Consider the following 13,144-nt stretch of genomic DNA (forward strand, 5'->3'; position numbering starts at 1 on the left):
AAAACTTTTAAAATAAACTTAGAACTAAACCTGCATCTTCATGACTTCTTGGTACGCATCAATAATCTTGTTGCGCACTTGAACCATCACTCTCAATGCGATGTCTGCACGTTCTGCTGCGATCATTGCACCAGCAACGTCATCTGTTTTTCCCGTCGCAACGTTCTGAGCAAAAGTGTCAGATGACTTTTGCAATTCGTTTACGGAATTAACAGCGTCTTTCAAGGTATCGGCGAAGCTCTTGCCAGATTCAGCTGAACTACCAACGGATGAAGGGCCCTCGACAGAAAGAGACTTGGAATCACGTATGTTTCCAGTGTCGAGAAATCTGTTTGCATTCGATACAGTAAAACCCTCCATGGCTTCACCTCTCCTTATCAAAATAGTAATCTAAACTAACTCAAAATTCCTGCTTTTTTAGCCAGGTCCAGGAACTATCTTCCTATCTCTAATGCGCTCATCGCCATATCTTTTGACGCCTGCAACGCAGAGACGTTCGCCTCGTAGGAACGCGATGACTGTATCATATTGGTCATCTCTTCCATGAGGTTGATATTGGGATAAGCTACGTATCCATCAGCATTTGCGTCTGGATGATCCGGCTCGTACTTCAATAGCGGAGCCTTACGATCCGAGACCACATCAGTGACCTGGACTCGTTGGAAATTTCCATGAGGGTCCGTCCCAGTGATGATTTCGCCAAAATTTTTAGCGTCTGGCATCGATTCGAACACCACGTCTTTTCTACGGTACGGACCACCTTCCGGCGTCTGTGTCGTATTGATGTTCGCGATGTTAGAAGCAATGGTATTCATGCGCATTCTTTGCGCCGCCATACCACTCGAACTAATTCTCATCCCTGTTAAAAAATCAGCCATTGATTGCTCCTATTATCTACCGTCGCCAGCAGCGTATTTTAAAGCAGCCATTTTTTTATTAATCAATTGCAGAGCTGTCTTGTACATGATGGCATTTTCCGACAATGCCGACATTTCTTTTTCAAGATCGACAGTGTTGCCATCGTTGTTCACAGCGCCTTCTGGATTTTCGTAAATATCAGGACGAGTCTTCGCCGCAGACAAACCACCCACCGCAAAATGCTCGGGGCTGCTTGTGCTTAAAGAGTTCATGCCATCCATGTCCAGGGCACGAGACAAAGCATCTTCGAAATCCATTTTCTTTGCATGGTATCCCGGAGTCTCTGCGTTCGCGATGTTAGAAGACGTTACGTTGTGACGTAACTGTCTCATGCGCATAGAAGTCGCTAAGGCATTGGTGGTTTTATCGAATAAATCACCACTCATACTACCGCCTCCTTATATTCATTGAGTTTGTTTCTCAAAGTACGAATGCTAATACCTAACATCTGAGCCGCGCGAGTACGGTTCTGAGCCGTCAACTCCAAGGTCTGTAAGATGAGACGCTTCTCGACTTCAGAAAGGGACATGCCTGGGGCAAAATCCACTGACATATCCTCAGCAACGGCCTCAAATTGAATAGAATCGGCGCCGATCACTGAATTTTTTGCAAGAACCACAGAACGCTCGATCACATTTTCAAGTTCGCGGATGTTTCCAGGCCAGTTCCACGAGTTCAAACGCGAATATGCGTCAGCCGAAAACTGCAAGCCCGATTTACCGTGCATGATTTGTGAAACTTCCAAAATAAAGTTCACGATATTGTGGAAATCAATAGCGCGATCTTCCAAACGTGGAAGTTCCAAATGTACAACTGCGATTTTATAAAACAGATCTTGGCGGAATTGTTCTTGCTTCACCATCGCGCGGATATCACGACGAGACGTAGAGATGAAACGAGGTTTTGTTCCATCCGTGCGTTCAGCCAATTTCATCAATTCAGTTTGAATTGCAGAAGAAGCTGCATCCAAATCTTCAATCAAAAGAGTGCCACCTTCAACACGGGCGAAATCAAAACCACCTGGGTTTTTGCACTCTAGAACATACAAGCGAGAAGAACGGCTCTTCGTATAAATGTAACGAGCCAAGCTTGTTTTACCTACACCAGCTTCACCGACAATAAGAAGGCTAGCTTGCGTTGGCGCCAATTGCAGGCTCAACTGCTTCGCTTCATTCACCTTTTTGTCTTCGATGTGTAGAGCATCAAAATCAAAGTACGACATCCTGTCTCCTACTTGCTTTCTTCTTTTTCTGACATTGCTGGAATACGTTTAATATATTTCTTATAACCATCGCGCCATTCAGAGTTCTTAAGTTGTTCCTGCGCTAGATTTTTCCAGAAACCACTTTTTTCACCCTTAAATGTATTCCAAGTATCCGCAGCTTGTTGTACATCGCCGCGCTTGAAATAAATTTGGCCGAGCTTGTAACGGATTGACGACAACGGACGAGTCTCTTCGTATTTATCAAGAAGAGATTTGTAAGCATCAATCGCTTGATCCTTAGAACCGTTCGCCAAATAAATATCACCCATTGTCTCTAACGCTTTCGCATGAATCGCCGGAGACACGTGATCTGAATCTTTTGCCAATTTGTCGATCATACCCAAAGCGGCCAAGGCATCGTCTTTCTTACCTTGCTTTTGTTGCAGCTCTGCCAATTTCAAATAAGGCTCTGCAACAAGTTCTGGCTGACCTTTCCAAGTGCGAAGAAGTTCGCCCAAATAACGAACTGCTGAATCTGTGTCGCCACGTCTTTCAAGCAAACGAACGGCGATATTTACGCGTTCGATTTGTTCTGTCTCAGACAATTTTTCTGGTACTTTAACGTTTTTCAAATACTCATAAGCCTGATTGTACTTTTGCTCATTCGAAGAAACAGCCGCCAAACGAAGATTCAATTCATCTTCTGTTGGGATTTGTTCTTTCACGTTGATTTCACGAGCTTCCGCAGTACCACGGATTGAATACACTCTGTTCAAAACGTCTTTATAATATTTTTCAGATTCAACAGGCACGCCCGCCATTTCAAATGCGCGACCCACGTTGAATTTCGTGTCCAAGCGTTTTGAATTCTTCAACCAGCTATCTGAATACTGCGTGTGAGTTTTCAAAGCGCCGATGAAGTTTCCGTCTTCAACTTGTTTTTCTAGCTTGTTGTTGATGTTCGCCACGATTCTTTGAGTCATCAATGGCACGTCAACGTTTGTTGGATGTTCTTTATAGTATTTAGAAAGCAGATCGATCGACTTATCGTATTCACCACGTTGTGAATAACCGTCAGCAACCATCACCGTCGCGAACTGCTCCATGTTTGGCAAATCTACTTTTTTCGCCAATGACATGATTTCTTTCACAGCGTTTTCAGTTTCTTTTGGTTTCATGCCTTTCATACGAGCTGAAAGCAAACGCAGACGAGAAATCACCGCACTTGGATTTTCACCATAGCGGAAATACGTTTCAAGGTAAGCACCCATCACACGTGATTTATCTGCACCCAAGATCTCTAGCAATTCACCCATACGAGTCATCGCGAATGGTGCGTGCTCGCTTGATGGGAATTTTTTTACGAATTCACGATACAAATCCAAACTTTGTGGGAACTTCTGCATACCAAACAAAGATTCTGCTTGGTTGTAGAATGCATTTGGATAGAACGCTTGGCCTTCTGGATATTTCTTCAAAGCCGTTTGATAGTCAGCAACGGCTTTCGCGTAATTCTTTGCACGAATCCACACGTCACCTTTACGGTAAGCCGCTTCAACTTTCAAATCTTGATGAGTTGAGTTTTTCTCAATCGCATCGTATTGCGCGACTGCATCTTCCCATTTATTCAAACGCATGTAAGCCAAGCCCGTACCCATACGAGCCAAATCTTTGGACAAAGATTCTTTTCCACCGAAATTTTTATTGTCGATGTGTTCTTTGAACAAACGAAGCGCGCTTAAGTTATCGCCACGTTCAAGAGTCAAATAGCCGACTTTCAAAGACGTGCGCTCAGACAAAGAAGACGTTGGGTATTTAGCAATCGCCTCTTTGTATTTTTGCATCGCTTCGTCGAAGCTTTTTGTGTTACCCGGCTCTTTTGACAATGCCAAGTGAACATCGGCTGTCATGAAGTCGATGATTTCGTTGTATTCAGATTTTGGATATTTTTCTTTGAACCACTGAACAGTTTTAAGATAAACGGCATAACGTTCTTTTTCGAACAACGTCAAAAGAAGACGAGCCTGTTTATTCTCATCCGTTGGTTTTGGATTGATTTCATAAATTGTCGGCGTGTTCTTAACTTTTTCCCAGTACGTTACTGGAGTTTCAAGCATCGGAAAGCCGATATAATAGTTATCTTTCGCGCGGATCACTGACTCTTCTTTAATATCGTAAGGTTTAACAGTGAAGCGCTCATAGTCTGGATCGCCACCGTCAAAGATACCTCTGTGCGCAACATTGTCATTCATCGCGACAGTCGTACCTTGATTTGCAATCACCAATGCATCTGCCGTCGCAGGCGTTCTGCCTTTTGGAGTTTTAGCTTTTGCTACAGTTTTTGCTGGCTTAGCTTCCTCTGACTTTTCTACAGTTTCTTTTTTAGCAACTGGTTTCTTATCAGTTTTTGCACCTGGATTAACATAAAAGTCTACAATAAGACGTGAAGGTTGATCTGTCAGATAATCGAATGTGTCGATGGAAGAACCAGAAAGAGTGAACGAAACGATATACTTGCCATCTGGACCTTTGCGATCCACTGACACTTCAGTGACCATTTCACTTTTGAAGCTATTTAAAGAGTTCACAGAAGCATCGTCCATCGCTGGAACTGTCATTTCCACAACGGTCTTACCTTTGACCTCTTTGCGTTTGACGTCATAGTCCCAGTTCTGCTGACCGGATAGCTCAAGATGAACAGTGTCACCCTGAAAATTAATTGCGCCAGTAACCTTCGCAGCCCATGCGGGTGCTAGACTAAAGAACAGGCATCCTGCCATCGTTGCTTTAAGTAAAGTGTTCACTCCTTGAACCCCTCTTTTCCCTTCACTGTGCCATTGCACAGACGATGCCACCCCTTTCAAAGGTCTATTGGCAAATATGTTCAAGATGGGCAAAAAGTTTCATAGAATCTTTGTCAGGCCTGACAAAGTCATGACAGGTACTTTGGTCCTGTTTCATATACAATGACTGAATTATTCAAGAAAGAATTCCGATAGATAGACGATATGTACAAGCATCTTAGATTTTTCATCATGAGTTTTTTATTCGCGGGCTGCGTGTCTGTTCAGCTTCCTGGCGGCAAAATCACGCCAGCAAAGGATGTCAGCTTTGAAGAGCCTTCCGCTCCATTCAAAAAAATCAAAGCGATTAACGCCGACAAAACATGGCAGAGCGAAAAAACTGGCAATACAATTTCGTTTTTATCGGAATGCGGTGGAACGGCTGACCCGAGCTTGCAATCCATTGAGACAGAATCTTTAAGCGCGATGAATAATCTGCGCATCGTAAGTACTGAAAATCTTCAATACAACGGTCGCGAAGCTCGTCAAACGATCTCTACGGGTGAGGTTGACGGTGTTTCTGTACAATTGGCGTTGTTGATCTTTAAAAAGAACGGCTGCAACTACACTTTAAGTTACGGCGGTTTACAAAAGCAGTTCACTCCTGAATTAAGATATTTCGAAAAATTCAAATCTGAATTCAAGGCTCCATAGTATGAACTTCTTAGCTCTCCCACTAGCGCCATTCATTATAGAAAGTCTCCATTTCATTGGTGGCGTGGGTTTGCTGACGCGTGAAATCTTCCGCGATTTATTTACGACTAAAATTTATTGGAAATTATGGATTGAGCAAATCTATCAAGTGGGTATTCGCTCGACTCCCCTGATCGTTATCACAGCCGCAAGTACTGGTATGGTGATGGCATTGCAGTTCGGTTTAGGTCTAGAAAAATTCGGCGGCAAAATGTACGTCCCCAAATTATTGGCGGTGACTATTTTGCGTGAAATGGGACCAATGTTCACAAGCTTGATGCTGGCAGCCCGCGTGGGTGCAGGTTTTGCGAGTGAAATCGGCAGTATGGTCGTGACTCAACAAATCGATGCGATTCGTGCATTGGGCACTTCGCCGATTCGTAAAATCGTTATTCCGCGTGTGATGGCGACGTTGATCGTGCTTCCAGTCCTTGTGGCCTTTTCAAATCTTGTCGGCAATGCCGGTGGTCTTTTGATTGGTGCCACAGAATTAAAACTGGATCCCGGCTTTTATCTTTTAAAAGTTATTACGACATCATCGTTGTCAGACTATCTTTCTGGCTTCGCAAAAAGCTTCTTCTTTGCTTTGATCATTTCAATTCCTTCTTGTTATTTCGGACTGACCGTTAAGAACGGTACGAAAGAAGTAGGTATCGCGACAACGAAAGCCGTTGTGGTTTCTTCTATCCTCATTCTAGTTGCCGACTTCTTTTTGTCGAAATTGTTCTGGATCGTGGAGAAAATGTTATGAGTAACGAAGCAGGACAAGGCTTTATCGAAGTCGTCGATTTTAAGAAGTCATTTGGTGAAAAGAAAGTTCACCAAGGTGTCAGCTTTTACGTGCGTAAAGGTGAATGCCTGGGTTTGATTGGTGGCTCTGGCGCAGGTAAGAGTGTGATCTTGCGCAGTCTTGTGGGTCTTGAAAAACCAGACAGCGGTCAAATCATCATTGATGGCGAAGACATTGTTCCAAAAAACGAAGCAGAACTTGTCGAAGTTCGTAAAAAAGTGGCTTACGCCTTTCAAGGTGGCGCTTTATTTGACTCGATGACTGTTTATGAAAATCTAGCTTATCCCCTTCGCGAACATTTTAATTTTAGCGAAGCCGAAATTGCGAAACAAATTCGCGCGCAATTAGAAGAGTTCGGTCTAGATAAGAATGCCGAAAAGCTTTATCCGGGAAGTCTTTCTGGAGGCATGCAAAAACGTGTGGGCTTAGCACGCGCGATGATGATGCATCCCAAAGTCGTTTTGTACGATGAACCGACCGCGGGTCTGGATCCGTACAATACCAAACGAATTCAAGAATCTATTTTAAAAATGAAAGCACAAGGAGTGACGTCGATCCTGGTCACTCATGATATGCCGACGGTTTATGCCGTTTGCGATAAGGTCGCTTTATTATTGAATGGCCGTATTGGTGAACAATACACCATCGATAAATTAAAGTCCGAGCCGTCAGGAACGATGACAGATTTTATTAACGGAGAGAGCGCGTAATGGAATCACAAAGCAGCACACAACTTAAAGTCGGAATCTATCTTGCGATTGGTATCGCAGCGATTCTTGCTTCGATCTTCTTCTTGGGCGCTGATAAAGCGATCTTCAGAAAGTACGTGAAAATTCACGCTTACTTCGATTCAACTCAAGGTTTGGCTGAGGGTAGCGTTGTTTCATTGTCAGGCGTGACAGTCGGTAACGTTAAATCAATCACTTTCCTTGAAGCTGAAAACAAATTGGACGTAACAATGACGATCGATGAAAAATACATCAATCGTGTTCGTAAAGATTCAGAAGTAGAAATCCGCACGCAAGGTGCCTTGGGCGACAAATTCGTATTCGTGTTCCCGGGTGATGCACGTCACCCTGTTGTGCAAGAAGGTGACGTTCTTGCCGTTGCCAAACCCACAGACTTGATCGGCGTTATTTCCGAGCGCGGTGGCGAAGCAGGACGTATTTTTGACGTTATCAATGAAGTCTATAAATTAGCGCACACAATGAACGCTGATAATCGCATGGGTAAAATCATGAACAACTTCGAAACAGCTTCTGTCGCTCTTGCACAAGCAAGTAAAGATGCGCAGAAGATGGTTGGAACAGTGAACGGTGCTCGCGGTGGTGAAAAAATGGCGCACACTTTGGATCGCCTGGATGCCATCGTCACTAAGATTGATAAAGGTGAAGGCACATTGGGTCTTCTTATCAATGATCCAACCCTGCATAATCAATTGAAGTCAGCCCTTGGCGGCACGACTCGTAAGAATCACGTTAAATCGTTACTAAGAACATCTATCGAAAAAGAAGACGAATAGGCCTTAGCTTTGCTTTATTGATCCTTCGAAGTTTTAAAACAATTTTGGAGGATCTAATGAGCAAAAACCTATTCGCTGTGGCCCTTTTTTGTCTGCATGTCATTCCCGTAAACACTTTCGCGGCAGAAGCCACTTCGGCTGATATCGACTCACTGGTTCAGGAAGCACGTCCTGCCACAGAAGCCGAAATCCGCGCTAAAATCCTAGAAAATCAGAAGCTTACGCTAGAACTAGCGAAAGTTCAGAACGATCTAGAAAGCATTCAAAAAGATATCGCGGAAAATCGCCATTACGTTAAGAAAGATCTTATCATCGCTGGTGGTACGGCTTTGGGTTCAGCCATCCTGGCTTATTATTTCAGAAGTCAAACGGGCCGTTCTGAAATGGCCGATTCATTGAACATCATGTTCTCTGTCGCAAGTGTGCTTATTGGTGGATCTGTGACTGTGATGAATGCAGGTAAAGCCGGTATTCACTATCTGGTGTTGAAATTGGATGAAAAGAAAATCCCTGCTCTGCAAGCAAAAGTCGCTGAACTACAAAAGCAACTTGAAGACCAAACGAAAACTCTTTTGAGATAAGAGATAACCACTCGTGCGTGCTTTAAAACACTTGCTGCTAATTCTGATAAGCTTATGCATCTTTGCCACGTCAAACGCGGCAGAGATGTGTAGCAGCGTGTTTGCCGATGAAGGTCCCTATCAAAACTTGGCTTTAGATGCCGCACTTAAAAAAGCCATCACGAAGAGTGGCGACATCAAAGGTCTTTCCTCAAACGACCTGAAGTTCCTAGTCGAAAAAGTCTTCGATAAGCAGCAAGGTCAGCAATATCAAATCAAACACTATTGGCGCATGAACGCCGATCAACGCACGGTCGATCTGATGATGCGCCAAATTGGTGAAGAAGTTACGCACAAAGGTCTCGAGCGCTACTTTGAAGAACACGGTCTCTTAAAAGAAAAAAGCCGCCTTTTCACCAAGCTACAACTTATCAACCGCAGTAAGACCTTCAACGTCTTTCAAACTCTGTGGATTAGCTTCGCCGCGGCTTCCAAGGGAACTCCCCCTGTGATGTTGCCGGAAATTTTCTTTGAAATGAAAAAGGCTGACAAAGACACCCTGATGATGAAGGGTTTTGATTCGGTGGAAGGCAAAGAAATCGCCGCTCGTTATAAATTTAAACAAGAAGGCATTCGTGGTTACACGATAGTTTCTAAATACTACTCGCGCATCGCCATCGCGGTCTTAGGTTATTTCCTTTATGAAAAAACCAAAGAGGAACTTCATAAGCATGAAGAAGAACAAAGCGACATCGCCTTTGCTGAATTGATGAAACGCCTGGAAGAAATGTTCGGTGGCAGCACCAAAGAAACGAAAGAAGATATTCTGCTTGAAAACGTCGTAAAGAAATTCATCGAACGCTATGGGCGCACTCCAGACGCAAACGAACGCGCACTGATCTGCACGAAAGTGTACGGCCCTCAAGGCTGCCCACAATAGTTCAAAAAGAAAAAGGCCTCTTCCGAGGCCTTCTTTATCTAAACAGTGATCAAAACTAGTTTTTGAAGTTTCCGTTTTCGTCGATCAACAAACGAAGATCGAAGGATCTGTTGTTGATAACGTTTTGAATGTACATCAATGACTTGTACAATTCTTCGTTCGGGCAGTAACCAATTTTAAAGTTAATCGGTTCCACACCTTTTGCCGAGAACGTCATTTCATAACTAAACAACGTGTTTGCTTTCGCTTTTGGCACCATTGACATGATGAAACTAATGCCACGCTCTCTCCACAATTGAGATCTTTGCATAGATCTGAAGTTTGTGAACATAGCTTCGTTCGTTACAAGTGGATTTGTAATTGCCGAAAGACCTTTTGCAATGACATCAAGGTCTGAACTGTAATCAGAAGTCCATACGTAATCGTCATTGTTGCCATGTGAAGTAGGATTGTTACGTTTTACTGGCAAACCAGTACGTTCAATGTACTGAACGAAGGCGCTATAATAACCCACTGTGTTCATTGGCGGCATATTCGACAAAGCTTCTGGGTTGATGAACAATTGGTGTTTGAAGTAACCATTCACCAAATCATCAAAGTTCCAGTTCTTCCAATCAATTTGTGCATAAGCTTCTGCTGGAATCGCTTTACGAACTTGATCTTGTACACTTCTGAAGTCGCGCTTAGAAACGCTACGCATTTTTACTTCGCGATAATTTGTATAAGTGACGAAGCTGCCTGGCGTCCAAGCGTCGTTCGAGTTAAACACCAAGTTGCTGCCATCACGAGTTTTATCACCGAACAAACCGAACAAGATTCTTGATTCGAAATCTTTTGTGTAAGTATCGAACAAGTAACGTTGTTCATTGTTGTTACGATCGTAATTCAACAATTGATTTTGGCTGTAGACCAAACCTGACTTGAATTTGATGACACTCAAGCCCAATTTGAAGCTTTGTGATGAATCCAACGAAGTGTTCGAACCTTTAAAGATACGGTCGATACGGCGTTGTTGACCTGGAAGATTTAGGTCTTCGTTGAAGATGCCTTCGATATCAGACATATCTGTCATCAAATCGTTCGCAAGATCTGTACGAGAAGCCGTTGGATCAATGACTTTCAAGTCTTTGAATTTAACTTTCTTAGACATGAAATCGTCGAAAGCCTGTGAAGCTTGCGCGTTTTTCAAATCAAACACGTAATCAAGCATGAATACGTCATTGGCGCTTTTACCGAAGCCCAAAGAAATTGGAGTCAGATCCACCCACTTTTCGATACGGCGATCAACCACACGCAGACCTACGATTTTAAATTTACGACCGTACTCGAGGTCAGCATTAATGCCCGTACCTTTTTTGCGCATCGTGATCAACTTCACACGAACTTTGTCGTTATCCATACGGAATAGATGGATCATGAAGTCGCCAGACAAGAAGACATGCGTTGAACCACCCAAGTTGAAGCCACCACCGACTTCAGTGTTGGCACCTACTGAGAACACAACGCCCACGTTTGCTTGCAATGCTACGAAGTCGCCGACATTCAAGTTGCGAATCGCTTTGTTGGCATTCAAAGGAACGTTCTTCAACGTGTATGGAATTGCCTTCAAAGAATCTTTTTGTGTTTTGAATTGACGAGCAAAGATGATCTCTGTGCCCTGTTCGATAGAAAAACCAAATGGAGAATCATTGTCGTCAATGATGTCACCAGGATTGATCTTCGCATTCAAAGAGTACTTGTCTACGCGTGTGTAGAAACCATCAAGGTATGAAGGTTCACTTTCCAAACGGTATTTCAAAGCTGTGTTGAAGCCATTGATCAATTCACCATCGATTAAGCCAATGGAAGCGCCGATTTCAGCTTTCGCGATTTGCTTGCGGATTGTTTCAAAGATTTTCGCAGGCTCAAGGAAGCCCCAGCCCGCTTGGCTGGTTGCAGGTGTCGCGGTTAAGCTCAGACCAATCACGGCTGCGGTTAACAAAGATGTAAATTTCAAGTTCGCTCCAAATGTTTAGGTTACTTAAATGCAATGGAGCGGAAACTCTAACGATTTTGTAAGGAAGCACAACACACACCGGGTCATTGTTTTTTGGCGGTAAACTACTGGAACATTCACCGAAAAATTTTGGTAACTGCGTCCGTATTCCTGGAAAAGTCACTGTCAAAAAGTTCTACATTTCTCCTCTGAAAAACAGGCATTTCAGAGGGATACGGGAATTGCATTGAATACCAACCATGAAGAAGATTGTCGCACTCGCACTTTTGCTATTAACGGCCTGCCAGGGTTCAAATCACTCGGAAGAAACTGTCCCGGCGGGACAGGAAGCTGCCGTGGTTGGTGGTTATACCGTGGTGAGTAACGGCGTTTTAAAAACCAAAGTGCTGTCTTTGGGTGTCGCGGTAAAAAATGTCGACGGAGGGTTGAGTGCTTCCCAATGCACAGCTAGTGCTTTGACGTCGCGCTTGATCATCACAGCGGCGCACTGTATTTCGGCGAACGCGGTCCATACCCAAGTTGAACTTCGCGATAACAACAACAAAATTGTACCCTTCAAAGCTGAAAAAGCATTCGTGCATGCTGGTTATGCGAAAGACAAACAGAACGACTTAGCACTTTTGCTTTTAGAAAAGCCACTTCCGGCAGGAATTAGAAAATTGTCTTTACCTTATCAGTGGTCAGTTCTTTTGTTTGATCAAATTCTTGCTGCTGGCTACGGCAAAGACAACGGCGTACAAGGCGAGAAATACACTTTAGGGGTTTTACGCGTTACCAACATCCCCGTTTTAGAGTTTGATAAGACTAAAAAAACTTTCGTCGTCGATCAACGTAAAGGTCACGGCATCTGCCAAGGTGATTCCGGTGGACCAGCGATGGTTACGAAAGACGGTATCGACTATATCGTGGGTGTCGTTTCAAAAACAGTTTATCAATTGCCTGAAACGATTGATGGCGTTCCTGATTTTTGCAATTACAAAGGCGTTTACGTCAATATCCAACAGGGTGAACTGCGTAAGTGGATCATCGATACTTCAAATCAAGCCATGCTAACAAATGCGGTGAATCCCGCTTTGGCTGTGACTTATGACTACACCGCCGTGAACGCGCAAGAGTAACTTACACTCCGACTTCGTCGGAATAGTTCTTATTCCTGGTCTTCTTCTTTAGGCGCAATCTTTTGAATCATTTCTTTGAACTGCATATCGTCGCTTTGTGGAACTTCTCTGCGATCGAGTGTGAACTTGATGTATTTCACGAAATTATTTTCGAATTTCTGATTGATGGTATCGCGAATGGGATCTTTCATGAAGATCATCTGCTGCATCCATGTGGAGTTACGAACCCACACGTACAAAACTCCCCGTTGGAAACCAACCGGTTCGGCATTTTTAGCGATTGTCGGTCCGACGACCTCTTCCCACTTTGCCCAAAGTTTCCAACGCATAAATTGCTCTGACAACGGTGAACGACCGTTTTCAAAGAGAGCTTGAAGAACTTCCGACCCTAAGGCGAATTTCTTCTTTTTTTTGCTGTTGGCACCATTGAAATCCATACGGCCATGATTACCATAAAGGCGCCATTTTTCACCCTTTTTTCATTCGGAATTTGAGCTATTTTCCAAGGGCTTGAAATTAGCGACCTTTTAACAGAGCGCGGTTGCATTCCGGGTGTAAAA

General features: G+C 43.6%; 14 protein-coding genes. 7 read left to right on the forward strand and 7 right to left on the reverse strand.

Going from position 1 to position 13,144, the window contains the following annotated elements; all coding sequences use genetic code 11:
- Window positions 1–24 precede the first annotated feature (24 nt).
- The 5 genes from fliE to DOE51_RS16655 all read right to left on the reverse strand — a co-directional run bounded on the left by fliE (window position 25) and on the right by DOE51_RS16655 (window position 4,926).
- A complete protein-coding gene (gene fliE, locus DOE51_RS16635) occupies window positions 25–360 on the reverse strand; it encodes a flagellar hook-basal body complex protein FliE (RefSeq protein WP_142697650.1) in 336 nt (111 codons plus the stop codon).
- Between the two features lie 74 nt (window positions 361–434).
- The gene (flgC, locus tag DOE51_RS16640; protein WP_142697651.1) at window positions 435–878 is read right to left on the reverse strand and encodes a flagellar basal body rod protein FlgC; all 444 of its coding nucleotides are present in this window, start codon (window positions 876–878) and stop codon (window positions 435–437) included.
- Window positions 879–890: 12 nt separating this feature from the next.
- Window positions 891–1,304 (reverse strand): flagellar basal body rod protein FlgB, encoded by a 414-nt coding sequence (gene flgB, locus DOE51_RS16645; protein ID WP_142697652.1) that lies wholly within the window; start codon window positions 1,302–1,304, stop codon window positions 891–893.
- Entirely contained in the window at window positions 1,301–2,140 is an 840-nt protein-coding gene (locus tag DOE51_RS16650) for a sigma 54-interacting transcriptional regulator (RefSeq protein ID WP_142697653.1), read from the reverse strand. The genes flgB and DOE51_RS16650 overlap by 4 nt, the downstream gene beginning before the upstream one ends.
- A gap of 8 nt (window positions 2,141–2,148) precedes the next feature.
- Window positions 2,149–4,926, reverse strand: coding sequence for a tetratricopeptide repeat protein (locus DOE51_RS16655; protein WP_246845152.1), 2,778 nt, complete (start codon window positions 4,924–4,926; stop codon window positions 2,149–2,151).
- 231 nt (window positions 4,927–5,157) lie between these two features.
- On the opposite strand from DOE51_RS16655, the gene DOE51_RS16660 reads away from it, so the two are divergent.
- The 6 genes from DOE51_RS16660 (at window position 5,158) to DOE51_RS16685 (ending at window position 9,470) form a co-directional block, all read left to right on the forward strand.
- Window positions 5,158–5,619 (forward strand): hypothetical protein, encoded by a 462-nt coding sequence (locus tag DOE51_RS16660; protein ID WP_246845153.1) that lies wholly within the window; start codon window positions 5,158–5,160, stop codon window positions 5,617–5,619.
- Between the two features lies 1 nt (window position 5,620).
- Complete coding sequence (locus DOE51_RS16665; RefSeq protein ID WP_142697655.1) at window positions 5,621–6,409, forward strand: ABC transporter permease; 789 nt, start codon at window positions 5,621–5,623, stop codon at window positions 6,407–6,409.
- The gene (locus DOE51_RS16670) at window positions 6,406–7,158 is read left to right on the forward strand and encodes an ABC transporter ATP-binding protein (protein ID WP_142697656.1); all 753 of its coding nucleotides are present in this window, start codon (window positions 6,406–6,408) and stop codon (window positions 7,156–7,158) included. The genes DOE51_RS16665 and DOE51_RS16670 overlap by 4 nt, the downstream gene beginning before the upstream one ends.
- Window positions 7,158–7,970 (forward strand): MlaD family protein, encoded by an 813-nt coding sequence (locus tag DOE51_RS16675; RefSeq protein WP_142697657.1) that lies wholly within the window; start codon window positions 7,158–7,160, stop codon window positions 7,968–7,970. Before DOE51_RS16670 ends, DOE51_RS16675 begins: the two co-directional genes overlap by 1 nt.
- Before the next feature lie 56 nt (window positions 7,971–8,026).
- The gene (locus tag DOE51_RS16680; RefSeq protein WP_142697658.1) at window positions 8,027–8,551 is read left to right on the forward strand and encodes a hypothetical protein; all 525 of its coding nucleotides are present in this window, start codon (window positions 8,027–8,029) and stop codon (window positions 8,549–8,551) included.
- A gap of 85 nt (window positions 8,552–8,636) precedes the next feature.
- A complete protein-coding gene (locus DOE51_RS16685; protein ID WP_142697659.1) occupies window positions 8,637–9,470 on the forward strand; it encodes a hypothetical protein in 834 nt (277 codons plus the stop codon).
- Window positions 9,471–9,525: 55 nt separating this feature from the next.
- Here DOE51_RS16685 and DOE51_RS16690 read toward each other — a convergent pair whose 3' ends face one another.
- Window positions 9,526–11,466 carry a hypothetical protein gene (locus DOE51_RS16690; protein WP_142697660.1) on the reverse strand — a complete coding sequence of 647 codons (1,941 nt, stop codon included), beginning with the start codon at window positions 11,464–11,466 and terminating at the stop codon, window positions 9,526–9,528.
- Between the two features lie 239 nt (window positions 11,467–11,705).
- Between DOE51_RS16690 and DOE51_RS16695 the strand changes: the two genes are divergently transcribed.
- Entirely contained in the window at window positions 11,706–12,584 is an 879-nt protein-coding gene (locus DOE51_RS16695; protein ID WP_142697661.1) for a trypsin-like serine protease, read from the forward strand.
- 29 nt (window positions 12,585–12,613) lie between these two features.
- Here DOE51_RS16695 and DOE51_RS16700 read toward each other — a convergent pair whose 3' ends face one another.
- Complete coding sequence (locus DOE51_RS16700) at window positions 12,614–13,021, reverse strand: DUF721 domain-containing protein (RefSeq protein WP_142697662.1); 408 nt, start codon at window positions 13,019–13,021, stop codon at window positions 12,614–12,616.
- Between the last annotated feature and the right edge of the window lie 123 nt (window positions 13,022–13,144).

This window comes from Bdellovibrio sp. NC01 (genome assembly GCF_006874625.1).
Lineage (GTDB): Bacteria > Bdellovibrionota > Bdellovibrionia > Bdellovibrionales > Bdellovibrionaceae > Bdellovibrio.